The 24,828-nt window shown below is 63.6% G+C and carries 26 protein-coding genes; 5 read left to right on the forward strand and 21 right to left on the reverse strand.

Annotated elements, in window-relative coordinates:
- Position 1 precedes the first annotated feature (1 nt).
- The 3 genes from NLM31_RS36175 to NLM31_RS36185 are packed head-to-tail and all read right to left on the reverse strand — an operon-like array spanning position 2 to position 3,590.
- Positions 2–184, reverse strand: coding sequence for a DUF4175 domain-containing protein (locus tag NLM31_RS36175; protein WP_254195327.1), 183 nt, complete (start codon positions 182–184; stop codon positions 2–4).
- The gene (locus tag NLM31_RS36180; RefSeq protein WP_254195328.1) at positions 181–1,389 is read right to left on the reverse strand and encodes a PepSY domain-containing protein; all 1,209 of its coding nucleotides are present in this window, start codon (positions 1,387–1,389) and stop codon (positions 181–183) included. The genes NLM31_RS36175 and NLM31_RS36180 overlap by 4 nt, the downstream gene beginning before the upstream one ends.
- Before the next feature lie 5 nt (positions 1,390–1,394).
- On the reverse strand, positions 1,395–3,590 hold the full coding sequence (locus tag NLM31_RS36185; RefSeq protein WP_254195329.1) for a TonB-dependent siderophore receptor: 2,196 nt from the start codon (positions 3,588–3,590) through the stop codon (positions 1,395–1,397).
- A 470-nt stretch (positions 3,591–4,060) separates the two neighbouring features.
- On the opposite strand from NLM31_RS36185, the gene NLM31_RS36190 reads away from it, so the two are divergent.
- Together NLM31_RS36190 and NLM31_RS36195 are read left to right on the forward strand one after the other, a co-directional pair.
- Positions 4,061–5,203 carry an OpgC domain-containing protein gene (locus NLM31_RS36190; protein WP_254195330.1) on the forward strand — a complete coding sequence of 381 codons (1,143 nt, stop codon included), beginning with the start codon at positions 4,061–4,063 and terminating at the stop codon, positions 5,201–5,203.
- Between the two features lie 108 nt (positions 5,204–5,311).
- Entirely contained in the window at positions 5,312–5,920 is a 609-nt protein-coding gene (locus NLM31_RS36195; RefSeq protein WP_254134027.1) for a TetR/AcrR family transcriptional regulator, read from the forward strand.
- Here NLM31_RS36195 and NLM31_RS36200 read toward each other — a convergent pair.
- From NLM31_RS36200 to urtA, 16 genes are all read right to left on the reverse strand, one after another.
- Positions 5,917–7,575: an HWE histidine kinase domain-containing protein gene (locus NLM31_RS36200; protein WP_254195331.1), complete on the reverse strand. Its 1,659-nt coding sequence runs from the start codon at positions 7,573–7,575 to the stop codon at positions 5,917–5,919. The two genes, NLM31_RS36195 and NLM31_RS36200, sit on opposite strands and share 4 nt — an antisense overlap.
- 300 nt (positions 7,576–7,875) lie before the next feature.
- Positions 7,876–8,499, reverse strand: a complete 624-nt coding sequence (ureG, locus tag NLM31_RS36205; RefSeq protein ID WP_212330530.1) for an urease accessory protein UreG — start codon at positions 8,497–8,499, stop codon at positions 7,876–7,878.
- Between the two features lie 157 nt (positions 8,500–8,656).
- Positions 8,657–9,385: an urease accessory protein UreF gene (locus NLM31_RS36210; RefSeq protein WP_254196328.1), complete on the reverse strand. Its 729-nt coding sequence runs from the start codon at positions 9,383–9,385 to the stop codon at positions 8,657–8,659.
- The gene (gene ureE, locus NLM31_RS36215) at positions 9,366–10,022 is read right to left on the reverse strand and encodes an urease accessory protein UreE (RefSeq protein ID WP_254195332.1); all 657 of its coding nucleotides are present in this window, start codon (positions 10,020–10,022) and stop codon (positions 9,366–9,368) included. Before ureE ends, NLM31_RS36210 begins: the two co-directional genes overlap by 20 nt.
- Before the next feature lie 6 nt (positions 10,023–10,028).
- A complete protein-coding gene (locus tag NLM31_RS36220; RefSeq protein ID WP_254134030.1) occupies positions 10,029–10,328 on the reverse strand; it encodes a putative quinol monooxygenase in 300 nt (99 codons plus the stop codon).
- Positions 10,329–10,467: 139 nt separating this feature from the next.
- A complete protein-coding gene (ureC, locus tag NLM31_RS36225; protein WP_254134031.1) occupies positions 10,468–12,183 on the reverse strand; it encodes an urease subunit alpha in 1,716 nt (571 codons plus the stop codon).
- A 37-nt stretch (positions 12,184–12,220) separates the two neighbouring features.
- A complete protein-coding gene (locus tag NLM31_RS36230; protein ID WP_254135529.1) occupies positions 12,221–12,760 on the reverse strand; it encodes an HD domain-containing protein in 540 nt (179 codons plus the stop codon).
- On the reverse strand, positions 12,760–13,224 hold the full coding sequence (locus NLM31_RS36235; protein ID WP_254134032.1) for an endonuclease domain-containing protein: 465 nt from the start codon (positions 13,222–13,224) through the stop codon (positions 12,760–12,762). Before NLM31_RS36235 ends, NLM31_RS36230 begins: the two co-directional genes overlap by 1 nt.
- Before the next feature lie 92 nt (positions 13,225–13,316).
- Positions 13,317–13,622: an urease subunit beta gene (locus NLM31_RS36240; RefSeq protein WP_092227079.1), complete on the reverse strand. Its 306-nt coding sequence runs from the start codon at positions 13,620–13,622 to the stop codon at positions 13,317–13,319.
- Positions 13,623–13,633: 11 nt separating this feature from the next.
- Entirely contained in the window at positions 13,634–13,936 is a 303-nt protein-coding gene (locus tag NLM31_RS36245) for an urease subunit gamma (protein ID WP_007605424.1), read from the reverse strand.
- A 24-nt stretch (positions 13,937–13,960) separates the two neighbouring features.
- On the reverse strand, positions 13,961–14,803 hold the full coding sequence (locus NLM31_RS36250; RefSeq protein ID WP_254134033.1) for an urease accessory protein UreD: 843 nt from the start codon (positions 14,801–14,803) through the stop codon (positions 13,961–13,963).
- Positions 14,804–14,857: 54 nt separating this feature from the next.
- Positions 14,858–15,553 (reverse strand): urea ABC transporter ATP-binding subunit UrtE, encoded by a 696-nt coding sequence (urtE, locus tag NLM31_RS36255; protein WP_254134034.1) that lies wholly within the window; start codon positions 15,551–15,553, stop codon positions 14,858–14,860.
- Positions 15,554–15,556: 3 nt separating this feature from the next.
- The gene (urtD, locus tag NLM31_RS36260) at positions 15,557–16,318 is read right to left on the reverse strand and encodes an urea ABC transporter ATP-binding protein UrtD (RefSeq protein WP_014498216.1); all 762 of its coding nucleotides are present in this window, start codon (positions 16,316–16,318) and stop codon (positions 15,557–15,559) included.
- A 5-nt stretch (positions 16,319–16,323) separates the two neighbouring features.
- Complete coding sequence (urtC, locus tag NLM31_RS36265; RefSeq protein ID WP_254195333.1) at positions 16,324–17,487, reverse strand: urea ABC transporter permease subunit UrtC; 1,164 nt, start codon at positions 17,485–17,487, stop codon at positions 16,324–16,326.
- Positions 17,484–19,094, reverse strand: coding sequence for an urea ABC transporter permease subunit UrtB (gene urtB, locus NLM31_RS36270; RefSeq protein ID WP_254195334.1), 1,611 nt, complete (start codon positions 19,092–19,094; stop codon positions 17,484–17,486). The genes urtC and urtB overlap by 4 nt, the downstream gene beginning before the upstream one ends.
- Before the next feature lie 82 nt (positions 19,095–19,176).
- Positions 19,177–20,499: an urea ABC transporter substrate-binding protein gene (gene urtA / locus NLM31_RS36275; RefSeq protein ID WP_200471806.1), complete on the reverse strand. Its 1,323-nt coding sequence runs from the start codon at positions 20,497–20,499 to the stop codon at positions 19,177–19,179.
- A 506-nt stretch (positions 20,500–21,005) separates the two neighbouring features.
- Here urtA and NLM31_RS36280 point away from each other — a divergent pair.
- The 3 genes from NLM31_RS36280 to NLM31_RS36290 all read left to right on the forward strand — a co-directional run bounded on the left by NLM31_RS36280 (position 21,006) and on the right by NLM31_RS36290 (position 23,355).
- The gene (locus NLM31_RS36280) at positions 21,006–22,565 is read left to right on the forward strand and encodes a DEAD/DEAH box helicase (protein WP_254195335.1); all 1,560 of its coding nucleotides are present in this window, start codon (positions 21,006–21,008) and stop codon (positions 22,563–22,565) included.
- Between the two features lie 23 nt (positions 22,566–22,588).
- On the forward strand, positions 22,589–22,876 hold the full coding sequence (gene infA, locus NLM31_RS36285; RefSeq protein ID WP_018646603.1) for a translation initiation factor IF-1: 288 nt from the start codon (positions 22,589–22,591) through the stop codon (positions 22,874–22,876).
- Positions 22,877–23,142: 266 nt separating this feature from the next.
- Positions 23,143–23,355 (forward strand): cold-shock protein, encoded by a 213-nt coding sequence (locus tag NLM31_RS36290; RefSeq protein ID WP_188101588.1) that lies wholly within the window; start codon positions 23,143–23,145, stop codon positions 23,353–23,355.
- 93 nt (positions 23,356–23,448) lie between these two features.
- Here the strand turns inward: NLM31_RS36290 and NLM31_RS36295 are convergent, their stop codons facing one another.
- Together NLM31_RS36295 and NLM31_RS36300 are read right to left on the reverse strand one after the other, a co-directional pair.
- Positions 23,449–24,072 carry a TadE/TadG family type IV pilus assembly protein gene (locus NLM31_RS36295; RefSeq protein ID WP_254135530.1) on the reverse strand — a complete coding sequence of 208 codons (624 nt, stop codon included), beginning with the start codon at positions 24,070–24,072 and terminating at the stop codon, positions 23,449–23,451.
- Between the two features lie 23 nt (positions 24,073–24,095).
- Positions 24,096–24,674 (reverse strand): TadE/TadG family type IV pilus assembly protein, encoded by a 579-nt coding sequence (locus NLM31_RS36300; protein WP_254134038.1) that lies wholly within the window; start codon positions 24,672–24,674, stop codon positions 24,096–24,098.
- Positions 24,675–24,828 lie beyond the last annotated feature (154 nt).

Consider the following 24,828-nt stretch of genomic DNA (forward strand, 5'->3'; position numbering starts at 1 on the left):
ATCAGCCCCGGCCGCGGCTGATGCAGATCGCCGCCACCACGAGCGGGGCGGACAGCGCGATCCACGACAGCGGCAGCCAGACGCCGGACTGGCCGAGCAGCGCGGAAAACAGACCGAACACGCTCAAGGTCGCGAGCAGCGAAGGCCAGCGCCAGATCCGGACGAGCGACGTATGGCTGGTCATTCCGCAGCCCCCGGTGACGTCAGCGGCATGGCCGTGGCAGATCGTGTCTTCGTGGACCACGCCCGCACGAACCAGAGATAAAGACCGCTGCAGAGCACGACTATGGTGACGAGATCGAGCAGCACCCAGATGATCTTCAGCGGCATGCCGCCGTAATCACCGAAATGCAGCGGACGTGACAGCTCCAGCGCGCGCAGATACCAGGGCATCGTGACGGCCGACACCAGCGCGCCGCTTCGCGCGTCGACCAGAACCGGACTGAACAGGCGCGAGGTTAGCGGCTCCTTGCCTTTGGTCCAAACAACGTAATGAAAGGGCGAACCGAATGGCGAGCCCGGATAGACCACGCTGCTCGTGACCATATCGGGGAACGCCGCCTTCACCGTGTCATAGGCAGCCTGCGGCGAGGACAATTCGGAGGTCTGCGGCACCGGCTTGCCCTGCAACGGTGCCAGCATCGCGCGCACGTCGGTCTGCTGCCACAGCGCAAACAGCGGCGTCGACAGCTCGTTGATCACGCCGGTGGTGCCGACCACGAGCGCCCAGCCGAGCGTGACGACGCCGAGCAGATTGTGCAGGTCGAGCCATTTTAGCCGCCGCGACCGGCCGGCGCGTACGGTGCCGAAGTCGAGCCTGCGCATGAAGGGGCCGTAGATTGCGATTCCCGAGACGATCGCAGCGACGAACAGCAGCGCCATCGCGCCAAGGAACAGCTCGCCTGGAAGTCCCATGAAGAGATCGCGGTGCAGCGTCAGCATCATTTGCAGGAAGGTCAGCCCGTCGGCGCCGAATGGTTTGGTCTGCTTCAGCACGTCACCGGTATGGGCGTCGAAGCTGATCGAGAAAAGCGACCTGCGATCGGCCTTGAACGCCTCCAGGGAGCTCGCCATGAACACCATGATCTTGGGTTCGTCGTCGTCGACGAACACGGTGATGATGGCCTCGCCCGGATACATCTTCCGGCTGGCGTCGACAACCCGGTCGAGGCTGATATTGGGCGTGCCCTCGGCCACCTTGGCGTAGGGCAAGCCGCCATCGAGCAAGTCGTTGAGCTCTTCGCGCAGCACCAGCGGCAGGCCGGTCAGGCAGATCAGCAGCAGGAACAGCGTGCAGATCAGGCTCGACCATTTGTGCACGAAGAGCCAGCGCCGCAGCGCCGGCTTGCGCTCATACACACGCTGGTCGAAGTCGGGCTGCACGCTCATTCCCGTCACCATTTATAGCGCAACGTCGCAATCACGTTGCGGCGCAGGCCGTAGTAGCAGCCAATGTCCTGGCAGAGCGTCACGTAGGTCTTGTCGAAGATGTTGGTGGCGTTGATCTGCGCCGAATAGCCCTTGAACATCGGCCCCAGCGCCGAGAAATCGTAATGGAGCGAGGCGTCGAACAGCGTCACGGCGGGGACGTAGAACGTGTTCGCGGTGGTACCCGGCGTCTCGCCGACATAGCGGACGCCGCCGGACAGGCCGAAACCGTCGAGCGCGCCGCCGTGGAAGGTGTAGTCGGCCCAGGCCGATGCGGAATTCATCGGCATGCCGACCGGATGCTTGCCGAGCTGGGTCGCGGTGTTGCTCCGCGTCACGATGTTGTCGAGATAGGTGTAGGACGCCAGCACCGTCAGCTCGCGATTGACCTCGGTCTTGGCCTCGAGCTCGATGCCGCGCGAACGGATCTCGCCGGTCTGGACGCGCTGCCCGACGCCATGGGTCGGATCGGTATCCGGCGTCAGCACGTTCTGCTGGATCAGATTGTACGCCGCGATCGTGTAGAGCGATTTCGCATTGGGCTGATACTTGATGCCCACTTCTTCCTGCTGGCCGGTGGTTGGCGCGAACGGACTGCCGGCGAAGGTCGTGCCGGCGGTCGGCTGGAACGACTCGGTGTACTGGATATAGGGCGCGATGCCGCTGTCGAACTTGTAGAGCAGCGCAGCGCGCTTGGTGACCGCGGTGTCGGATTTCGGCGCGACGGCGGTGGTGCCGGTCGCGTAGGTCAGCGTATCGGTGCGCGACTGCGCCAGATCGTGGCGGAGGCCGAGCAGCGCGATCCAGTGGTCGTACTTGATCTGGTCCTGCGCGTAGACGCCGAGCTGGTCGAGGCTCTGATGGACGTTGTTCGTGTATGGCACCGGACCGATCGACACACCATAGACCGGATTGAGCGCATTGATCGCCGGCACGACCGAAAGCGCGCCATTGAGCCGCTGGTCGACGGCGTGGAGATAATCGAGACCGGCGAGCACGGTGTGCTCGAACGGTCCGGCGTTGAACCTGGTCTCGACCTGGTTGTCGACATTGATCGAGCGGATCGTCTCCTGCGTGGTGTAGGCGCCACGCGTCATGTTGGTCGGATCGGTGACGGAGTTGGGAGAGACCACCGCGAAATCGGTGCTGAGGTCCATGTAGCGGACGTTCTGGCGGGCCTTGAGATTGTTGCTGAAGCTGTGCTCGAGCTGGTATCCGACCATGCCGAGCGTCCGGTCCGTCTTGTCGAAACTCGGCTCGCCGGAATAGAAGCTGGTCGGGATGGTGCTGCCCTTGTACGGCGTGATGGTGCCGATGCCGTTCGGCAGGAGCTGATTGTAGAAGCCGGCCTTGGGATCGCGCTGATAAGTGCTGAGCACCGTCAGCGTGGTGTCGTTGTCCGGACGCCAGGTCAGCGACGGCGCGATCGAGAACCGCTGATATTCGGTATGGTCGACTTGGCTGCCCACGTCGAAGCCGGAAGCCGTGACGCGGTAGAGGAATTCCTTGTTCTTGTCGATCGGGCCGGAGAGATCGACACCGCCTTGCGCGCGGCCGTAGCTGCCGGTCGAAAAGAACATCTCGTGATAGGGTTCGAGCGTCGGCCGTTTCGAGACGAGATCGACGAGGCCGCCCGGCGACGATTGACCGTAGAGCACCGATGCCGGACCGTGCAGGATCTCGACGCGCTCGAGGTTGAAGGGCTCGATCACCGGATAGGCGAAGATGCCGAAATAGGGCAGCTTCAGCGAATCCAGATATTGATCGGCCACGAAGCCGCGAATGTAGATATTGTCGAAGCGCGCATCGGCGCCGGCGACTTCGCTGCGAACACCCGGTGAATAGCGCACGGCCTGAGACACGCTCTGAACGCCTTGGGCCTTGATCTGGTCCTGAGTCACGACCGAGATCGCGACCGGCGTGTCGACCAGGGCCGCGTCCGTCTTGGTGCCGGTGCCGCTGCGGGTCGCGACCACCCCGTCGACATGACCGAACGCCGATTCCTTCTGGCCCGTTCCGGCGCCGGTCGCGACAGCAGCCGCCGCACCCGCCGGCGCATGCGCCCGTGCAATCGCGCGCGAGCGCGCCGCGCTGCGGCTGCGCGATGGCGAGGTCCGTGCATGCCTGGGAGCGTCGCTGCCCTGGACGACGATCGGGCTCAACTGGATGGGACTTCCCGGTGCGGGCGCCGTCGATGTCTGCGCGCTGGCCTCGCCAGCGGCAAGGATCAAAATAGCCGAGCTGGCAGCACCCAGGAGCCGCCGGCATCCCACTTCCAATTCACCCACCGCAACTTCCCCAACTTCCAACGGCTGCAGATCGTTGCAGCCGTCAACGGACTAGCGCAGTGGTTCAATGTTGCGTGATAGAAGCCCTCCAGACTGGAGGTTTTCAATTTCCAAACTTCGGAGACGATGCAATCGCAAACAGGGGATTGCGGCAGAGGGGACGCGGCGGTACCAGCATTGGCTTGCTGCCCAAACAATCGGCAGGCCTCGCAGCGGGCGGCCGCAAAGTTCGGAATGCTCTGGATACAACGCGATAATTGACCCTCCTTCACGCAATCGCTACTCGGACGGGCAGGCGGTTGCCGCTAAAAGCATCGCCCTGATTCCAAACGAAATAATTAGCAATGAAGCCGTCTGTTAGGGCTAACCTCGCCGCATTCGATCACGACGCCAGGCTGTATTTGACGCTCGGCATTGCGACCTGGTCGGTCTTCGTCGATCACATCCCGAACAATGTCGTCAACCTGCTGACGCTGCGCAATTTCGGCTTCAGCGGCGCCGCCGACCTGTTCGTGTTCGTGGTGGGCTATGGCGTCGCCATCATCTACGGCAGGATGGCGCTGGAGCGCGGTTATGTCGTCGCCGCGACGCGCATCTTCGGCCGTGTCTGGCGGCTCTATGCCGCCTATGTCGTGCTGTTCGTGGTCTACATCGACACCATCGCCTATGTCGCCTCGCAATCGATGGCGCCGGAGATTATCAGCGACTACAACATCTCCGGGATACTCGATCATCCGCTGCGTATCCTGGTCCGCGGCCTCGTGCTGCAGGAAGAGCCGCTGAACCTCGACCTGCTGCAATTGATGATCCCGCTGATGGCGTTCTTTCCGTTGGCCCTGTGGGGGCTGTTGCGGCGACCGAACGTGACGTTGGCGCTCTCTGTTGCATTCTATTTCGTGGCGCGCTGGTTCGAATGGGGTTTCCGGACCTATCCGGACCAGGAATGGACGTTCAACCCGTTCTGCTGGCAGATGCTGATGGTGCTGGGCGGCTGGTTCGCCGTCACCGGCGCCTCGGGCCGCGCGTTGCGCAACCTGCCCTGGCTCCGCGTGCTGGCGGGCGCCTATCTGGTGTCGGCGATGGCCATCACCCTGATGCGCCATTCGCCGACATTATCGGCCTATTTGCCGGATGTCGTGCTCAACGGCATCTCGCCGGCCGACAAGGAAAACCTCGCGCCCTATCGCGTGATCCATTTCCTCGCGCTCGCTTTCATCGCGACCCACCTCATCCCGGCCGACCATCCGGGGCTGCAATGGAAGCCGCTCCAGATGGTCATCAAATGCGGCGAGGAATGGCTCGCCGTGTTCTGCGTCGGCGTATTCCTGTCCTTCGCCGGCCATCTCATCCTGATCACCGGCGCCAATCTGGTCGTGATGCAGATCGGGGTGAGCGTTGCCGGTTTCGCGGCGATGACGGCGGTGGCCTATTATATCTCCTGGTCGAAGCGTCAGGATGAGCCGGCAGCCGTACGGCAACGGGCCTAGCCGCAAGGCTCTCGCGCGATTTCGCTAGGCCGGAGACCTCGGCTACGCTATGCGGGACGAGGCGGCGGCGGCTGATGGGAATGGCCGCGCAGGGAGACCGGCTTGGTCATGGCGAAGAGCACGAGCGATGTGGCCGAGGGCGCGCCCCGGCGCGGCCGGCCGCGCTCGATCGAGACCACCAACGCCATCCTCGAAAGCGCCTATGCGCTGATGGCCGCGACCGGCCTTGCCGCGACCACGATCGATGCCGTCGCGCGCCACTCCAACGTCTCCAAGATGACGATTTACAAATGGTGGCCGTCGCGGGAAGCGCTGCTGATCGACGCCTTTCTCCACCACGCCGCGCAGATGCTGCCGCTGCCGCCGCCGAGCGCGGGTACGCCTGCGGCACGCGCACGCCGCCATGCCACAGCCTATGCCGAAGCCTTGCAGGGCGAGTTCGGCAAGGTGCAGCTTGCGGTCATCTCCGAATGCATCTCCAAGACCGGCTCGGCGGAGCTGTTCTATTCGCGCTACCTCCAGTTCCGCCGCGACGCGCTGGTGGAGATGATCGCAACCGGCCAGCGTGACGGCAGCATACTGGCCGAGGCTCCGGCGGAAGATCTTTACGACGCCATCTATGGCAGCCTGTTTTATCGCTACGTCTTCGGCATCGCGCCGATCACGGCGGCTTATGCACGCAACCTGGTCGACCTGGTGTTGCGGCCGAAGGGCTAGCGCACCGGCTTCACCGGCTGCGACAGTTTTTCGGTGCGGTCGCGCTCGGTCATGTCCACGACCGTCTCCATCGGTGCGGTCAATTCATAGACATAGGAGACGTCGGTGAAGTAGCGCTTGGCGGTGCCGCCGAGCGCTTCGGGCGCGACACGATCGAGCAGGATCAGGCCGAAATCCGAATCCGGCCGGCGGGTCGCCTCGCTGGTGTTGAACTCCTCCCAGCGGAAGTGAAACACCGTCTCCGGCTCCTCGCCCGTCACGGTCCAGTTCGCGGTGATGTGCGGATGTTTGCCGACCAGCGACAGGCCTTCGTCCGAGTGCGAGGCAAGCTCGAAGAACAGCAGCGACAAGCTCTGGGCGGCACGCGCGCTGACCGCGATGTCCGGGCCACTGACGGCGATGCGATCGGCATGCGGAATGGCACGCGCTTCGAACAGGCCCTTCAGCTTGACGCCCTGCCATTGGCTCTCGCTGAGCAGCGAGACCACGTTGGACATGGCGTGGATGCGGCCGATCAGGAGCTCGCGCGCGACATCGATGTCCGAGCCATGGCGCAGCGTGCGCGTCACGATCGACTGGATCACCGCGAGGATGTTCTTGACCCGGTGGTTGAGCTCGTCGATGACCGCGGTCAGCCGGCGCTCGAAGCCGATCCGCACCTGGATTTCGCGGCTGAGCCTCAAATTATTGTAGGCGACGTAGCCGAACAGGCCGCAGACCATCGCGGTAATGGCGAAGCCGATCGCCGCGACGATGATTGCGGTCTGCTCTGCGCGCCGAGCCGAATTGGTCTTCGCGTAATAGCCGAGCTGCCAGTCGCGGCCGCCGAAGCTGATGGTGCGCGTTGCCGACGGGGCCGGCCCGTCCGGCGTCGTCATGCGGGTGGACACGATGCCCTGATCGTTGGCAACGAGCTCGCTGCCTTCCTTGCGCGGGTCCTTCAGCGCGACCGAGAACAACGACAGATCGTCATTGGTCAGCATCAACGACGCCAGCTCGTAGGAAAAGGTGACGAAGCCGACCGGCTCGGTAGCGCCTTCCGGAATAACGGGGGCGGCCACGATGACGCCGATCGGCCCGTTCTCGCGCAAGAGCGGTAAAGGGTCGGAGGCAACCGACCGCTTCTCGACCCTGGCACGCGTCAGCATGGCGTTGCGAACCGGTTCGTCATCGTAGCTGCGGCCCGGCAGCGCCTTGGTCTCGTCGCTGCGCGGCTCGAGGTCCATCAGCACGTCGATCGGCTGGGTCAGGCTTGCCGGGTTGATCGGCTTGTCGTTGTAGTCACGGATCTGCGGTTTCGGGAAGCCGGCGGCCGCAATCGCGGTCTGCGCCGCGGCGAGCTCGCTCGGCTGCAGCCGGGCGACCCAGCCGGCCACCACGAAATCGGTCTTGAAGGCGTAGATCGCCGAGCGCAGCGGCTCCAGCATGTTGGGCTTCAGCACCGACGGCGCGCGGAACAGGCCGGAAGCGACACGCGCCAGCAGTTCACGCTCGGTCGACCTGTCCTGGACGAGGCTCGCATGAACGTCGATCGCGCGGGCCAGCGCAATCCGATCCAGCGCCAGCTCCTGGTCGTGGACACGATAAGCCGCCAGCCCGGAGAGCAAGGCTCCGAGCAGAGCGATGAAGCCGATGATGAAACCCAGCCGGACCACGCGACTACTCAGGCGAAGGCGGGAGGTCGGCAATAAACACGGAGCATATCAACGCCGCTCGAACGACCATGTGCCGAAACAGGGTGGACCCCAGTGGCAGAGATAATGACGGAGGAGGCATCTGTACGCAACTTCGGTCGCCGAAAAAGCTTAATTCGCCCGGCCGATCGTCTGGCCACCAGCGGCTCTGCTCCGGGCACCGGAGGTGGATAATCGCCGTGTCCGACATTGGTTCCGCCGAGGCGGCTTTGCCTCAGGTGTTAACGGCGGAAAATGCCTGCGCCACGTCGCCGCGGTCCGTCAGCCCGCGCGTTTCAGCCCACCCTTGGTCTCGATGAAACCGACGATGCGGTCGAGCCCCTCGCTCTTCTTCAAATTGGTCATGACGAAGGGGCGCTCGCCGCGCATGCGCCTGGCATCCGTGTCCATCTTCTCGAGGGAGGCACCGACATGGGGCGCGAGGTCGATCTTGTTGATGACCAGAAGGTCGGAACGGGTGATGCCGGGGCCACCCTTGGACGGAATCTTGTCACCGGCGGCAACGTCGATCACATAGATGGTGAGATCGGCCAGCTCCGGCGAGAAGGTCGCCGCCAGATTGTCGCCGCCGGACTCGATCAGCACAAGGTCGAGCCCCGGGAATTTGGCGCGCATGTCCGCAACCGCGGCAAGATTCATCGAAGCATCCTCGCGGATCGCCGTGTGCGGGCAGCCGCCGGTCTCGACGCCGGCGATGCGGTCCGGGGTCAACGAGCCGGAACGCACGAGGAATTCCGCATCCCATTTGGTATAGATGTCGTTGGTGATCGCAGCGATGTCGTAGCGCTCGCGCATGGTTTTGCAGAGCAGATCCATCAGCGCGGTCTTGCCCGATCCAACGGGGCCGCCGACGCCGACACGCAAGGGGCCGTGAGATTTCGACATACTCTCTCCTAATGTCGTCCCGGCGAAGGCCGGGACCCATAGCCACCGAAGTCAGTTGATGAGACGGGATATGGCTGCGTCCTTTCATAACCACACACATTTGTGGTTATGGGTCCCGGCCTTCGCCGGGACGACGATCGGTTAGACCTCGCGCCTCTCATGACCGAAACAGCCGCGTATATTGTGTCTCGTGCCGCAGGCTGGCGAGATCGGCGCGGAAGGTCGCGCTGCCGAGATCGTCGAGTGTCGCCGCGAGTGCCCGATGGACGGTCGTGGCGACGGCGGCTTCCAATTTCACCAGCACGCGCTGGCTGTCGGTCTGGCCGAGCGGAATGAGCCGGCTTGCCGCCGAGATCCAGTTCGAGACCAGCGCATGCAGGAAGGCGTGCAGCGTCGGTGCCAGCGGCACGCCGTGCAACGCGGCTACGACGCCGACGGCGACCGGATAGATCAGTGGCGTGCGGCACGCCGCGACCATGGCATCGAGGCCCTCGGCATCCCACGCCGCGCGGGAAATGTCGATGAAGGCACGCCCCTGCGAGGTCGTCTCGAGTTGCCGTTCGCGCGACGGCACGAAGGCGGCGGCGAGTTCGGCGACATCACTCAAGGACGCATCCTCGCCAGCCTCGGCGGCGCGATAGGCGTGGACCAGAAACGTCGCATCGCAAAAGCCGGAGCCGTCGCCAAGCATGGCATCCAGCCAATCGGCTAGCGTCGCGATGTCGGTGATGTCCCCCGCTTCGACCGCCCATTCGATGCCGCTGGAATAGGAGAACCCGCCGACGGGAAACGCCGGCGACAGCCACGTCATCAGCCGGTACAGCGCCGCCGCCTCGCGCTCGGCGAGGTCGGAGGCACTCACCGGCTCATTTGTGGTCATGAGCATGCTTGTGGCCGTGATGATGGTCGGGATGATCGCAGTGCTCGTCGTGGTGATGGTGATGATCATGACCATGGTCATGCGCGGCATGATCACGATGGTGGTCGTGGCCGTGATGATCATGGTGATCGTGGTGATCGTGGCCATGATGGCCATGATCATGATGACCGTGGTCGTGGTGGGCATGGTCATCGTGACCATGCGCATGGCTCGCCTCGGCATAGGCGCCGCCTTCGGGATCGAACGGCGCCTCGATCTCGACCACGCGCGCGCCGAGGCCCTTCACCATAGCCTCGATGACGTGATCGCGGCGGATACGCAAGCTCTTGGCCATAAGCTGCGTCGGCAGATGGCGATTGCCGAGATGCCAGGCAACGCGGATGAGATGATGCGGGTCGTGGCCGCGGATCTCCAGCAACGGCTCGGGCGCCGCAACCACTTCGACCAGCCTTCCGTCCTCCAGCACCAACGCATCGCCGCCGCGCAACGCGACGGCGTTTTCCAGGTCGAGCAGGAATTCGAGTCCCCGCGTCCCCGTCATCGCCATGCGGCGGCGGTGCCGATCGTCGAAATCGAGCACGACCGTATCCGCCGGCGTTTCCGTGAAACGGTGCTGTCCTTTAACCTGCGTCGCCCGGATCATGCGTTGTTACCTCGTCTCGACCTTCTCGGGCGTGATGATTTCGACCTTCGGCGGCGCCGTGAAGCACTTCACCGCAACGCGGCCGAACGTCTTCATGTGCTCCTGGCCGCGATGCGGCACCAGCGCCTCGGCGTTCTCCCACTGCTCGACGAACACCATCTTGGTGGGATCGGTGACGCTCTCGTGCATATCGTAGGCGATATTGCCCGGTTCCTTCCGCGTCTCCTTGATGCAGGCGGTGGCGGCTGCAATGAATTCGGCGCGCGTCTCAGGCTTGATGGTCAGGGTTGCAACGACGTAAATCACGAGAAATCCTCCCGGCTTTTCTTCTGGTTCAAGATACCGGGCGGGACATTAGACCAGCCCGGATCGAACGCAAAACCGGAAAAGCCGCCTCCGGGCATGCAATGAGACATGCGCCGGGGACATGCGTTGAGGCGCTATTTCAGTACATGAAATATCGCTGCGCCATCGGCAGCACCTCGGCCGGAGGACAGGTCAGAAGCTCGCCATCGGCGCGCACCTCGTAGGTCTCCGGATCGACCTCGATATTGGGCGTGGCGTCGTTGTGGATCATGCTCTTCTTCGAGATCTTGCTGCGGGTGTTCTGGACCGCGTAGAGCTTCTTCTCGATGCCCAGTTTCCGGGCGAGACCGCCGGTGATCGCGGCCTTCGAGGTGAAGACGACGGACGACGCCGTGCGCGCCCCGCCGAACGCACCGAACATCGGCTGGTAGTGCACCGGCTGCGGCGTCGGGATCGAGGCGTTGGGATCACCCATGGGGGCTGCGACGATCATGCCGCCCTTGACGATGCAGTCCGGCTTGACGCCGAAGAAGGCCGGCGACCACAGCACGAGATCGGCGAGCTTGCCCTTCTCCACCGAGCCGATCAGCTTCGACACGCCATGCGCGATCGCCGGATTGATCGTGTATTTGGCGATGTAGCGCTTGACGCGGAAATTGTCGTTGTCCTTGCCCTTGTCCTGCGGCAGCGATCCGCGCTGCTTCTTCATCTTGTCGGCGGTCTGCCAGGTCCGGATGATGACCTCGCCGAGGCGGCCCATGGCTTGCGAGTCAGACGACATCATCGAGAGCGCGCCGAGATCGTGCAGGATGTCTTCGGCCGCGATGGTCTCCTTGCGGATGCGGCTCTCCGCGAACGCCAGATCTTCCGCGATCGAGGGATCGAGGTGGTGGCACACCATCAGCATGTCCAGATGCTCGTCGATGGTGTTGCGGGTGAATGGCCGCGTCGGATTGGTCGAGGACGGCAGCACGTTCTTCAAGCCTGCGACCTTGATGATATCGGGGGCGTGGCCGCCGCCGGCGCCCTCGGTGTGGAAGGCGTGGATGGTGCGGCCCTTGAACGCCTTGATCGTGTCCTCGACGAAGCCGGATTCGTTCAGCGTGTCGGAATGCAGCATGACCTGGATGTCGTAATCGTCGGCCACCGACAGGCAGTTGTCGATCGCCGCCGGCGTGGTGCCCCAATCTTCATGCAGCTTCAGCGCGCAGGCGCCACCCTTGATCATCTCGACCAGCGCGGCCGGACGCGAGGCGTTGCCCTTGCCGGAAATGCCGAGATTGACCGGGAAGGCATCGAACGACTGGATCATCCGCCCCATGTGCCAGGGGCCGGGCGTGCAGGTCGTGGCGAAGGTGCCGTGCGAAGGACCGGTGCCGCCGCCGAGCATCGAGGTGACGCCGGACATCAGCGCGTGCTCGATCTGCTGCGGGCAGATGAAATGGATGTGGCTGTCGAAGCCGCCGGCGGTGAGGATTTTTCCCTCGCCCGCGATCACGTCGGTGCCGGGACCGATGATGATCGTCACGCCCGGCTGGATGTCGGGATTGCCGGCCTTGCCGATCGCCGAAATCATGCCTTCCTTGATGGCGACGTCAGCCTTCACGATGCCCCAGTGGTCGACGATCAGCGCATTGGTGATGACGGTGTCGGCCGCGCCCTGCTTGTTGGTGACCTGCGACTGGCCCATACCGTCACGGATCACCTTGCCGCCGCCGAACTTCACCTCCTCGCCGTAGGTGGTGAAATCCTTCTCGACCTCGATGATGAGATCGGTGTCGGCGAGCCGCACCTTGTCACCGGTGGTCGGACCGAACATGTCGGCATAGACGGAACGCTTCATCTTGACGGACATCACAAGCCCCGTTTGCGTTTGAATTTCAGGTCGGCGCTCACAGCGAAGCCCTCGCCTTTCGCACCATGTCGTCGAATGTCGTGTCGAGCCAGGCATTGCCGCCGCGGCAGCCGGCAACGACCCGCTCGGCCCAGCCGGTATAGTCGACGAGGTCGTCGCGCTCGTCCGCGGTCGGATCGGAATGAATGCGCGCACCGATATTGCTGACCTTGTCGGCGATCTTGATCAGCTTTGCGCCGGCGGACTTTTTCGGTGCGTCGACAACCTGCAGGCGCCGCCGCTCCGCTTTCGGCAGGCTCATGTCGTCGGTGCATTCGACGACGAGGGAGGCGACACGGTCGGAGAATCCTTGCGCCAGCTCTTCGCGCGTGGTCTCGGTATCCTCGATCACGTCGTGCAACCATCCGGCGGCGACGAGCTCGGCATCCGCCCCATCGGTCGCAGCCGCGAGCAGATTCGCGACCTCGGCGAGATGGTTGATGTAAGGCTCATTCCCCCGCCCCTTGCGCGCCATACCATTGTGCCGGCGCGCGGCCAGCTCAGCGGCTTCCGAGATGAGGCGCACGGCGGAGAGCATCATGCTTCCTCCGCACCATTCGACGCGCTCTTGCCATCAGTTAGGGACGCATCGCTGGAAGGGTTCCCTCCCCCCTTGCGGGGGAGGGTTAGGGAGAGGGGTGCCGCTTGCTCCGCTGCCTCGAGAATGGAAAGAACAACGCCCTCGAGGTTCTTCATCACGTCATCATTGGTGAAGCGCAACACACGATAGCCGCGGGATGTAAACCATTGGTCGCGCCGCTCATCGTGACGGATGCGTTCTTCGAAATCGTGGCTCTCTCCATCGAGCTCAACAATGAGCTTGCAGGAATGGGCCACGAAATCCGCGATGTAGTGGCCAATGGGTGTCTGGCGGCGAAAAGCGAGGCCTGCGAGGCGATCGGCTTTCAAGTAGCGCCAGAGAAGTGTCTCAGCACGAGTCATCTCGCGCCTCAATCGCTTGGCGCGATGACGCTGAATCTCGCTGACCTCGTCGTGCGGCATACCCCTCTCCCCAACCCTCCCCCGCAAGGGGGGAGGGAGCCCGACCGGCGTGCTCACCTCACTATGGATCACGGCACTCGCCTCGGCTTACGTCACAGCTTCCCCATCACGTCGCCACGGAAGCCGTAGATCGTCTTCTTGCCGGCGAGCGCGACGAGTTGGACGTCGCGGGTTTGGCCGGGTTCGAAGCGGACGGCGGTGCCGGCGGCGATGTCGAGGCGCATGCCGCGGGACTTCTTGCGGTCGAATTTCAGCGCGGGGTTGGTCTCGAAGAAATGGTAATGCGAGCCGACCTGGATCGGTCGGTCGCCGGTGTTGGCGACCGTCAGCGTCACGGTCTTGCGGCCGGCATTGAGCTCGATCTCGCCGTCCTGGATGAAGAGTTCGCCGGGGATCATGCGTCTTACTCCTATCGGATCGGTTCGTGCACGGTGACGAGCTTGGTGCCGTCAGGGAACGTCGCCTCGACCTGGATGTCGTGGATCATCTCGGGGATACCCGGCATCACCTGGTCGCGAGTCAGAACCTGCGCGCCCGATTGCATCAGCTCGGCCACGGTGCGGCCATCGCGCGCGCCCTCGAGGATGAAATCGGAGATGATCGCGATCGCCTCGGGATGGTTGAGCTTGACGCCGCGGTCGAGCCTGCGGCGCGCCACGATCGCCGCCATCGAGATCAGAAGCTTGTCCTTTTCGCGGGGAGACAGGTTCATGCGAAATCTCTTCCGTTCAACACTTCAATTCAGCCACAGCCGGGGCAGCGCGGCGCCGGTGCGCGCCAGCACAGCCATCATGTCGGCACGCAAACGCGCCGCATCTTGGGCACAGAACCGCGCCATTGCAAAGCCATTCCAGGCCGAGATTCCGACCTCGCCCGCGAAAGAATCCGATGCCTCGCGGACGCGTTCGACCAATGCCTCATCGCCGGGCACGATCAGGGCCGTGCCGATCGCAGCTGCGCCCTTCCCGACCGCCGATCGCGAGAGTTTCGCGCCGATATCGCCATCGAGCCTGATCGTCTCGGCAAAGACCAGCTTGCCGCCACGGCGCAACCGCCAGCGGTCGACGAATTCACCCTGCTCCATGCGCTCGCCCATGGCAGTGCGGCCGAAGATCACAATTTCACAAAGCAGGAGCGAGGCGGCCTCATCGAGTTCGATGTCGAAACAGCGATGAACCCGGGCGCGATCGAACAGGATCGTCTCCTGGGGCAACCAGCCGAGATGCGCGCCAGCGGCAACCCTCAGGGAAATGTTGAGCCGCGCAGCCTCGCCCGGCGCGCGATAGACCTTTTCGGCGGCGGCCGTCGTCAGCGTCAGCCGCGATCTGTCTGCGGCCGAAATCTCGATGTCGAAGCGATCGCCGCCGGCGACGCCACCGGCCGTATTGACGAACACGCCGGACAGGCCATCGTCCTCCGGTGAGGGAAAGCGCACGCGCAACGAGCCGGATTCATGCAGAGCCCCGCGCCGCGTTACGCCGTCGCGGGCGTGCACGTCGAAACGCACCGCGCCGCGGGCACGGTTGGCCTCGAACACCGAAGATGTCGCCAAAGATGTGACCAAGGCGTCGCTGCGCATCCGTCTCCCCCAGCCGGTCGCGGCAGGATTTTTTCCAGCCTACAATGTCCCGGCTTACAGCGCCATCTGGCGACTGATCTCGCTTGGGTCGAGATTGGAGCGGTCGCAGGTGAACTTCACCGCCCCGCGATCCATCACCGCGAAACTGTCGCCAAGCTCGCAGGCAAAGTCGAGATACTGCTCGACCAGCACGATGGCGATGTTGCCGAGGTTGCGCAAGTACGAGATGGCCCGGCCGATGTCCTTGATGATCGAGGGCTGGATGCCTTCCGTCGGTTCGTCGAGCAGCAGCAATTTCGGCCGCATCACCAGCGCGCGCCCGATCGCCAGTTGCTGTTGCTGGCCGCCGGAGAGATCGCCGCCGCGCCGGCCGAGCATGGACTCCAGCACCGGAAACAACGAGAACACGTCGTCCGGGATGTGCTTGTTCTCGCGCTTGAGCGGGCCGAAGCCGGTCTTGAGGTTCTCCTCGACCGTCAGAAGCGGAAAGATCTCGCGCCCCTGCGGCACGAAGCCGATGCCCTTGCGGGCCCGCTCGTAGGGCTTCAGGCCGGTAATGTCGCTGCCATCGAACATGATCGCGCCCGAGGAGATCGGATATTGCCCGACCATGGCACGCAACAACGACGTCTTGCCGACGCCGTTACGCCCGAGCACGCACGTCACCTTGCCCGGCTCGGCCGCGATCGATACGCCGCGCAGTGCCTGGGCGGCACCGTAGAACAGGTTGATGTCCTTGACCTCAAGCATTGCTCAGCGCCCCAGATACACTTCGATGACCCGCTCGTTGGACGAGACCTGGTCGATGGTTCCTTCGGCGAGCACCGTACCTTCATGCAGGCAGGTGACCTTGACCCCGAGCTCGCGCACGAACGTCATGTCATGCTCGACCACCATGACCGTGTGGGTCTTGTTGATCTCCTTGAGCAGCTCGGCGGTCAGATGGGTCTCGACGTCGGTCATCCCAGCGACGGGCTCGTCGACGAGGAGCAGCTTTGGGTCCTGCGCCAGCAGCATGCCGATCTCGAGCCATTGCTTCTGACCGTGGCTGAGGCTGCCGGCGAGGCGGTTGCGGGCGTCGGTGAGGCGGATCGTCTCCAGCACCTTGTCGATGCGCTCCGACTCCGCCCTGCTGCCGCGCCAGAACAGCGTGCCCTTGACGCTGTGATCGACATTGAGCGCGAGCAGGAGGTTGTCCTGCACGGTCTGGCTCTCGAACACGGTCGGTTTCTGGAATTTGCGGCCGATACCAAGCTCGGCGATGCGGGTCTCGTCCAGCCGCGTCAGGTCGGTGACGCCGTCGAACAACACGGTGCCCTCGTCCGGCTTGGTCTTGCCGGTGATGATGTCCATCATCGTGGTCTTGCCGGCGCCGTTCGGGCCGATGATGGCGCGCATTTCACCGGGCGCGAGCGTCAGCGACAGGTTGTTGATGGCGTGGAAGCCGTCGAACGAGACGTGCACGCCGTCGAGATAGAGCATCGCGGAGGTTGCGCGGGTATCCATGACGTTCATGACCGCTACTCCGCCATCTTCGGTTCGGTGACGCCGTCTTCGGCCGCCGCACTCGTCGTGGCCGGGCGCCTCTCTCTGGCCGACTCCCGCCAGGCATTGAAGGTGCCGACGATGCCCTTCGGCAGCAGCAGCGTCACCAGGATGAACAGCGCACCCAGCATGAACAGCCAGTACGGCGCCAGCACGCCGGAGGTGAAGAAGGTCTTGGCGTAGTTGACGACGATCGCACCGAGCGCCGCGCCGACCAGCGTGCCGCGGCCGCCGACCGCGACCCAGATCACCGCCTCGATCGAATTGCCCGGCGCGAATTCGCTCGGGTTGATGATGCCGACCTGCGGCACGTAGAGCGCGCCGGCCACGCCGGCCATGCAGGCCGACAGCGTGAACACGAACAACTTGTAGGATTCGACGCGGTAGCCGAGGAATCGGCTGCGCGATTCCGCATCCCGGATCGCGATCAGCACCTTGCCGAGCTTGGAGGACACGACGGAGCGGCAGATCAGGAAGCTGACGATCAGCGCCAGGCAGCTCAGCGCGAACAGCGCCGCGCGCGTGCCTTCGGCCTGGACGTTGAAGCCCAGAATGTCCTTGAAGTCGGTCAGGCCGTTGTTGCCGCCGAAGCCGAAATCGTTGCGGAAGAAGGCGAGCAGCAGCGCATAGGTCATCGCCTGCGTGATGATCGACAGATACACGCCGGTGACGCGGGAACGGAAGGCGAGCCAGCCGAAGCAGAAGGCAAGCAGGCCCGGCACGATCAGCACCATCAGCGCCGCGAACCAGAACATGTCGAAGCCGTACCAGTACCAGGGCAGCTTCTGCCAGTTCAGGAACACCATGAAGTCGGGCAGGATCGGATTACCGTAGACACCGCGGGTACCGATCTGCCGCATCAAATACATGCCCATGGCGTAGCCGCCGAGCGCGAAGAAGGCGCCGTGGCCGAGCGAGAGGATGCCGCAATAGCCCCAGATCAGGTCGATCGACAGCGCCAGGATGGCGTAGCAGACATATTTGCCCCAGAGCGCGACCAGATAGGTCGGCACTTGCAGGAACGAGCCCGCCGGCAGCAGCAGGTTGGAGAGCGGGATGAGGATGCCGCAGGCAGCGACGATGGCGAGGAAGATCGCCGCGCCGCGGTCCAGCGATCGCGTCAGCATGTGAGGGGTCATGCTTCCACCGCACGGCCCTTGAGCGCGAACAGGCCGCGCGGCCGCTTTTGAATGAACAGGATGATCAGAACCAGGATCGCGATCTTGCCGAGCACGGCGCCGGCGACCGGCTCCAGGAACTTGTTGGCGATGCCGAGCGTGAAGGCGCCGACCAGCGTGCCCCAGAGATTGCCGACCCCGCCGAACACCACGACCATGAAACTGTCGATGATGTAGCTCTGGCCGAGGTTGGGGCTGACATTGTCGATCTGCGACAGGGCAACGCCGGCGATGCCCGCGATGCCCGAGCCGAGCCCAAAGGTCAGTGCGTCGACGCGCGAGGTGGCGATGCCCATCGAGGCCGCCATGCGACGGTTCTGCGTCACCGCACGCATCTCGAGGCCAAGCGCGGTGTAACGCAGCATGGCGAGCAGGATCATGAACACGGCGAGCGTGAAGACGAGGATCCAGAGCCGGTTATAGGTGATGGTGATCTGGCCGAGATCGAACGCGCCGCTCATCCAGGAGGGGTTGCCGACCTCGCGGTTGGTCGGGCCGAACATGGTGCGTACCGCCTGCTGCAGCACCAGCGACAGGCCCCAGGTTGCAAGCAGCGTCTCCAGCGGCCGGCCATAGAGGAAGCGGATGATGCTCCTCTCGATCAGCACGCCGATGCCGCCGGCGACGAGGAAGGCGAGCGGCACGGCGATCAGCAGCGAATAGTCGAACAGAGCGGGATAGCGGGTGCGGATCACCTCCTGCACCACGAAAGTGGTGTAGGCCCCGATCATCACCATCTCGCCATGGGCCATGTTGATGACGCCCATCACGCCGAAGGTGATGGCGAGCCCGATCGCGGCGAGCAGCAGCACCGAGCCGAGCGACAGGCCGTACCAGGCATTCTGCACCCCCGACCAGACCGCCAACGAGCTCTGAATCGAGCCGATCGCGCTCGCAGCGGCCTTTGCGACGGAGGGCGGTTGATCGGTGCCGATGTCGGACAGCAACGCCAGCGCTTCCTGATCACCGCGCGCCTTGATGGTGGCGACGGCCTCGAGCTTCTGCAACTCTGTTGCGTCGGACTTGAACAGCAGAATGGCCGCGCGCGCTTCACCGAGCGCGGTCTTGACCGATTTGTTGGTTTCCTTGGCGAGTGCCGCTTCGACCGGCTCGAGCGCGGTCTCCTCATGCGATTTGAAGACGGACTGCGCGGCCTGCAGCCGGGCGCCGAGATCGGGCGACTGCAGCGTCAGGCTGCCGAGCGCAGCGTCGACGCTGCGACGCAGACGGTTGTTGAGGCGAACGGCGCTGGCGCTATCGGGCACGCTGGCCACGGGCTCGCCGGTCGCGGCGTCAATCGACTTGCCGTCGGTGCCGGTGACGTAAACCTTCTTGCTGTCCGGATCGGCCATGAGACGACCGTCCTGGAGCGCGCTGATGATGGGAAAGGCAAGCTTGTTGCCGCTGCTGGCGACCACGCCGATCGCTTCGTCCGTATCGGAATAATCGTCGTTGGCAAATTTGGCGACCGCATCCTCGAACGGACCGGCAAAGGCCGGCAGCGCAAACGCGATCAGGAACAGCGAGAGGACAAAAGTACGGAAACGAGCGGATAGATTGGTTGGCACTGTGGATCACCCCGGCAGAAGTGGGGAGAAGGCGGCGGAATAGCCGTCTTCTCCCATTGTGCAGTCGAACGTCAGATCCGGATCAGGAGCCGGAGCCGAGGCACTTGTTGGTCTTGGTGTTGAAGTTGCCGCACTTCTTGCCGACCCAGTCGCCGATCAGGTCCTTGGAGCCGTCGAGCTCCTTCGACCAGGCGTCGCCAGCGACGAGACCCGGGGTCTTCCAGACCACGTCGAACTGGCCGTTGCCCTTGATCTCGCCGATGAACACCGGCTTGGTGATGTGGTGGTTCGGCAGCATCTTCGACACGCCACCGGTCAGGTTCGGCGCCTCGATGCCGGGAAGCGCATCGATCACCTTGTCCGGATCGGTCGACTTCACCTTCTCGACGGCCTTGATCCACATGTTGAAGCCGATCACGTGGGCTTCCATCGGATCGTTGGTCGTGCGCTTCGGGTTCTTGGTGTAGGCCTGCCAATCCTTGATGAACTTCTCGTTCGCCGGGGTCTTGATCGACTCGAAGTAGTTCCACGCAGCGAGATGGCCGACCAGCGGCTTGGTGTCGATGCCGGCGAGCTCTTCCTCACCCACCGAGAACGCGACCACCGGGATGTCCTTCGCCTTGATGCCCTGGTTGCCGAGCTCCTTGTAGAAGGGGACGTTGGCGTCGCCGTTGATGGTCGAAACCACCGCCGTCTTCTTGCCAGCCGAGCCGAACTTCTTGATGTCGGCCACGATCGTCTGCCAGTCGGAGTGACCGAACGGCGTGTAGTTGATCATGATGTCTTCCTGGGCCACACCCTTCGACTTCAGGTAGGCTTCCAGGATCTTGTTGGTGGTGCGCGGATAGACGTAGTCGGTGCCCGCGAGCACCCAGCGCTTCACCTTCTCGTCCTTCATCAGATAGTCGACGGCCGGGATCGCCTGCTGGTTCGGCGCAGCACCGGTGTAGAACACGTTGCGCTCGGACTCTTCACCCTCGTACTGCACGGGGTAGAACAGGATGTTGTTGAGCTCCTTGAACACCGGGAGCACCGACTTGCGCGACACCGAGGTCCAGCAGCCGAACACGACCGAGACCTTGTCCTTGGTGATCAGCTCGCGCGCCTTTTCGGCGAACAGCGGCCAGTTCGAGGCGGGGTCGACGACGACGGCTTCGAGCTTCTTGCCGAGCACGCCGCCCTTCTTGTTCTGCTCGTCGATCAGGAAAAGGATGGTGTCCTTCAGCGTGGTTTCGCTGATGGCCATGGTGCCGGAGAGGGAGTGCAGGACGCCGACCTTGATGGTGTCGTCCGCGGCTTTGGCACCGGAAATGGACGCCAGACCGAGCATCAGTCCGGTGGTCGCGGCGAGAACGCCGCGGCGGCTAAATGACGCCGCTATATCGTGAATGGATTTGGTAGGCATGGATGTATCATCTCCCTGACGCAGACGTGAAAAACGCTGCGAAACGGCCCCACGGCCGCCTGCGATTAACGGAATCGCAAGAACCATGCCATGGGCTGGGCACCTGCCAAGTGATTGGTCAGTCTAGACAATTTCGGCGCAATCCCAGTTTCGCCGCAGTCCAACTGCTCAAAACTTGGGCGAATAAAATGTATGCTTATGCGGCAGTCAGTTCATTTTTTGAGCAAAACGCCGCTGCTGGCTAAAATTCCGGCATAACTATTTTTGCACTGCGATCGACGCCAGGTGATCGCCTGCCTTGAAAGCGCCCCGTCAATGTTCCATATGACGGTGGAAGATCGCTCGCGAATCGAGCGGTCATAGCGAGCCGCGTGTTCTTAAGCCCTCTACGGGCCTCTGGCTTGCCCCATATCTCCCAAGCCATCCGACACCCCAAACACGCAGGTGTCTTCTCGACACCCTTATGCGCGCGCCCCGCAGATTGCGCCGGGCCGACCGCATTTGACATGGAAAGAACCCATCTTTTGACTTCGTTTCAGGACTTCGGCCTCGCCGAACCCATCGCACGTGCTCTCGCCGAAGAGAATTACGTCACCCCCACCCCCATCCAGGCCCAGACGATCCCCACGGCGCTGACCGGCCGCGACGTCGTCGGCATTGCCCAGACCGGCACCGGCAAGACCGCATCCTTTGCGCTGCCGATCCTGCATCGCCTGCTCGAAAACCGCATCAAGCCGCAGCCCAAGACGGCCCGCGTGCTGGTGCTGTCGCCCACCCGCGAGCTTTCGGGACAAATCCTCGACAGCTTCAACGCCTATGGGCGCCACATCCGCCTGTCCTCGACGCTGGCCATCGGCGGCGTGCCGATGGGTCGCCAGGTCCGCGCCCTGATGCCGGGCGTCGACGTGCTGGTTGCCACCCCCGGCCGCCTGCTCGATCTCGTGCAGAGCAACGGACTGAAGCTTGGCAGCGTCGAATTCCTCGTGCTCGACGAAGCCGACCGCATGCTCGACATGGGCTTCATCAACGATATCCGCAAAATCGTCGCCAAGCTGCCGATCAAGCGGCAGACGCTGTTCTTCTCGGCCACCATGCCGAAGGACATCGCCGAGCTCGCCGATTCCATGCTGCGCGATCCTGCCCGCGTCGCGGTGACCCCGGTCTCCTCGACCGCCGAGCGCATCAACCAGCGCATCATCCAGGTCGATTTCTCGGCCAAGGCCACCTTCCTGACCAAGCTGCTGAAGGACGAGCCGATCAACCGCGCGCTGGTGTTCACCCGCACCAAGCACGGCGCCGACAAGGTCGTGAAGACGCTCGAGAGGGCCGGCATCGCCGCCAGCGCCATTCACGGCAACAAGTCGCAGAACCATCGCGAGCGCACGCTCGCCCAGTTCCGCTCCGGTGAAATCCGCACCCTGGTCGCCACCGACATCGCCGCCCGCGGCATCGACGTCGACGGCATCACCCACGTCATCAACTACGACCTGCCGAACGTGCCCGAGACCTATGTCCACCGGATCGGCCGCACTGCGCGCGCCGGCGCCGATGGCACCGCGATCTCGCTGGTCGCAGGCGGCGAGGAACTCAGCTATCTCCGCGACATCGAGCGGCTGATCAAGGTGGCGCTGCCGCGCGAGGATCTGCGCACCGATGCCGGCCGCCGCGATGCGGGCGCTCCGCCGCCGCAGCAACGGCAGGGCCGGCCGGGCGGCCGCCCGGGCCAGCGCCCGCAAGGCGCACGGCATGGCGAGGGACGGCGCAACGACGAACGGCATGGCGATGGACGCCACCACAGCGCCGGCAAGCAGGGCGACGGCCGGCACGGCGACCCCCGGCATGCTGACGGAAGGCATGCCGATGGAAGGTCCGGCAATGGCGCGCAGGCCTCGAAAGGGTCGCGCCGCCGCCGCTCCGGTGGAAAGGTGCATTCTTCGCCGGCCGACCGCCCGGAACAGCGTTCCGCGCATAGCGCCGGGGCGCCCGATGGGATACAAGGCGTGGCCTTTTTGCGCCGTGAGAGTCGGCCGAACGGCCACCCGAACCGCAAACCTCATTCGCACTAGCCGTCCACGACCTGGAGAAATTCATGGCTAAGGAAGAGCTGATCCAGTTCGAAGGACTGGTCACCGAAATCCTCCCCGACGCGCGCTACCGCGTGCAGCTCGACGCCGGGCACGAGATCGTCGCCTACACCGCCGGCAAGATGAAGAAGAACCGCATCAAGACGCTGGCGGGAGACCGCGTGACGGTGGAGATGTCGCCCTACGACCTCGAAAAGGGCCGGCTGATTTTCCGCCACAAGGACGAACGTCCCGCGACCGCCGGCGGACCGCCGCGTCCCGGACAGCGCGGCGGCCAATTCCGCCGCCGTTAACGGCTCCCGCGCGTAAGCGCGGAATGAAAATGCTGATCTGTATGCTGATCCGCCGTGAGCATCACGGCGGATCAAAAAATCGTGCACGTCAGGATTGTTTTGGGGCCTTAGTTCCAATAAAATGAACACATCGATTTTCGGCCGGACGACATTGGCATCCACCGGTACAGCCGGTTCAGACACGCTGACGACCCTTCCAAAAATTCGATCTAACCTGCCTGCGCAAGCGGGCTTTTAAATTGTGTATCTGAGAAGGGACTACCCACGTGAGCATGGGAACCGTGAAGTGGTTTAACGCGACCAAGGGCTATGGCTTCATCCAGCCCGACGACGGCGGCAAGGACGTGTTCGTTCACATCAGCGCCGTCGAGCGCGCCGGCCTCGGCTCGCTGCGCGAAGGCCAGAAGATCTCCTACGAGATCGTCGCCGATCGCCGGTCCGGCAAGTCGGCCGCCGACAACCTTCGCGACGCGGGCTGATCTCCAGCGCGAGCGCACCGAACAACGAAAAAGGCCGTGCGGGATGCACGGCCTTTTTTTATGCGATATCGACGAACCTGGCCGCTGTGCGGCTCAGCACGTCGTCGGAACGCCACCATAGTATACGCAGGTGACCTGCCGCGGACGCGTATAAGAGACATCGCTCAGCGTGACACCCGTCTTCAGGACGTATTTGACGGGAGCTGTGTAGATGTAGCTCACCTGGCTGAAGATGAGATAGGTCGACGGAAGCAGCAGCGTCGACGGAATCATCGACGTGACCGTGGTGTTGGCCGCCAGTGTCGGCGGCGGAGCCGTCAGGCTGGCCTGCGTCGCACCGCTCGTAATGACGGCGGACTTGCTCCATTGAATCTTGGCGACGCTGTTTGCGTCGATGTAGATCTGGGCGATCGTGCCGTTCACGAGCGTATTGTCGTACGGCGTGATGATCGACATGCTCGCCGTGAACGTGTTCTGGAGGTTGGCGTCGGTCAGCGTCCCTGAGGACTGCGACGTCAAATCGGACAGGGTTCGCGCGATCAGCGTCACCTTGCGGTCGACCGCCACCGCGGATGAGAGCTCGACGGTGCCGAAGAACATCACGAGCATCACCGGCACGATCACCGCGAACTCGGTTGCCGCGAGGGCCTTGTTGTCCGCGCGGAATTTGCCTGCAGAGATACGGCCAGCTTGCAAGATTTTCAGGATCGCCTGCATGGTTCTGCTCAAATCCGATGGTCCTAGTAGGGCTCGTTCTGGAATGCGGCCGTCGCGACGAGAAGCCGTGTATTGTTGGTGGTGCTACAGGCCAGATTGTAGCCGAGCCCGGTCACGAACAGCGGCCACTTGTAATAGAGCCGCACCACCACGACTTGCCCGGAGCTCCCGGGATTGTACCCCACCGTAGTGGGATCGAAGTTACAGGCGGTGTAGTTGCCGAGAGTGACCGACGAGAAGTCCGAATAGCTCTGGACGTCGACGCTGAGGCTGTTGCAATCGAACAGCGCCGGGATCTGCGCACAGACGTAGGTCTTGAACGTCGCCTGGGTGCACGGCGTGGCCACGGAGTTCACCGCACAACTCGTCACCGAACCAGACTGCGCCTGCCCGGTCAGAACGACGCGGGCGGAGCTCTGCGTGATGGTCTCGAGCACCTGGCTCGCGAAGAACATCAGCGCCGTCTCGATGATCGCGAACAACAGCCCGAAGAAGATTGGCGCAACCAGCGCGAACTCGACCGCTGCAGAGCCGCGGCGATTGCCGCGAAACCGGCGCAGCGCAGTCCGGAGCGTGAACCTCGAAGGTGCGGGCGATGGCATCGCGTGAAATTCCCCAGCGGCAGCGATCTCTGCCCCGATCAGTACCAAGAACTGATTGTTTAAGTGTTTCAGACAATCCGTACCGGCCGGACCGAGTCGTTAAGATCGGGTTAACCACGCCGGCCCGCGGACGCGGGAGAACAGAAAGCCTGCC

The organism is Bradyrhizobium sp. CCGUVB4N, assembly GCF_024199945.1.
Lineage (GTDB): Bacteria > Pseudomonadota > Alphaproteobacteria > Rhizobiales > Xanthobacteraceae > Bradyrhizobium.

Coding starts and splice junctions, on each gene's coding strand:
- NLM31_RS36175 (WP_254195327.1), bottom strand. CDS start 184: ATGACCAGCCATACGTCGCTCGTCCGGATCTGGCGCTGGCCTTCGCTG.
- NLM31_RS36180 (WP_254195328.1), bottom strand. CDS start 1,389: ATGAGCGTGCAGCCCGACTTCGACCAGCGTGTGTATGAGCGCAAGCCG.
- NLM31_RS36190 (WP_254195330.1), top strand. CDS start 4,061: ATGAAGCCGTCTGTTAGGGCTAACCTCGCCGCATTCGATCACGACGCC.
- NLM31_RS36195 (WP_254134027.1), top strand. CDS start 5,312: ATGGCGAAGAGCACGAGCGATGTGGCCGAGGGCGCGCCCCGGCGCGGC.
- ureG (WP_212330530.1), bottom strand. CDS start 8,499: ATGTCGAAATCTCACGGCCCCTTGCGTGTCGGCGTCGGCGGCCCCGTT.
- NLM31_RS36210 (WP_254196328.1), bottom strand. CDS start 9,385: ATGCTCATGACCACAAATGAGCCGGTGAGTGCCTCCGACCTCGCCGAG.
- ureE (WP_254195332.1), bottom strand. CDS start 10,022: ATGATCCGGGCGACGCAGGTTAAAGGACAGCACCGTTTCACGGAAACG.
- ureC (WP_254134031.1), bottom strand. CDS start 12,183: ATGTCCGTCAAGATGAAGCGTTCCGTCTATGCCGACATGTTCGGTCCG.
- NLM31_RS36230 (WP_254135529.1), bottom strand. CDS start 12,760: ATGCTCTCCGCCGTGCGCCTCATCTCGGAAGCCGCTGAGCTGGCCGCG.
- NLM31_RS36235 (WP_254134032.1), bottom strand. CDS start 13,224: ATGCCGCACGACGAGGTCAGCGAGATTCAGCGTCATCGCGCCAAGCGA.
- NLM31_RS36240 (WP_092227079.1), bottom strand. CDS start 13,622: ATGATCCCCGGCGAACTCTTCATCCAGGACGGCGAGATCGAGCTCAAT.
- NLM31_RS36245 (WP_007605424.1), bottom strand. CDS start 13,936: ATGAACCTGTCTCCCCGCGAAAAGGACAAGCTTCTGATCTCGATGGCG.
- NLM31_RS36250 (WP_254134033.1), bottom strand. CDS start 14,803: ATGCGCAGCGACGCCTTGGTCACATCTTTGGCGACATCTTCGGTGTTC.
- urtE (WP_254134034.1), bottom strand. CDS start 15,553: ATGCTTGAGGTCAAGGACATCAACCTGTTCTACGGTGCCGCCCAGGCA.
- urtD (WP_014498216.1), bottom strand. CDS start 16,318: ATGAACGTCATGGATACCCGCGCAACCTCCGCGATGCTCTATCTCGAC.
- urtC (WP_254195333.1), bottom strand. CDS start 17,487: ATGACCCCTCACATGCTGACGCGATCGCTGGACCGCGGCGCGGCGATC.
- urtA (WP_200471806.1), bottom strand. CDS start 20,499: ATGCCTACCAAATCCATTCACGATATAGCGGCGTCATTTAGCCGCCGC.
- NLM31_RS36280 (WP_254195335.1), top strand. CDS start 21,006: ATGGAAAGAACCCATCTTTTGACTTCGTTTCAGGACTTCGGCCTCGCC.
- infA (WP_018646603.1), top strand. CDS start 22,589: ATGGCTAAGGAAGAGCTGATCCAGTTCGAAGGACTGGTCACCGAAATC.
- NLM31_RS36295 (WP_254135530.1), bottom strand. CDS start 24,072: ATGCAGGCGATCCTGAAAATCTTGCAAGCTGGCCGTATCTCTGCAGGC.
- NLM31_RS36300 (WP_254134038.1), bottom strand. CDS start 24,674: ATGCCATCGCCCGCACCTTCGAGGTTCACGCTCCGGACTGCGCTGCGC.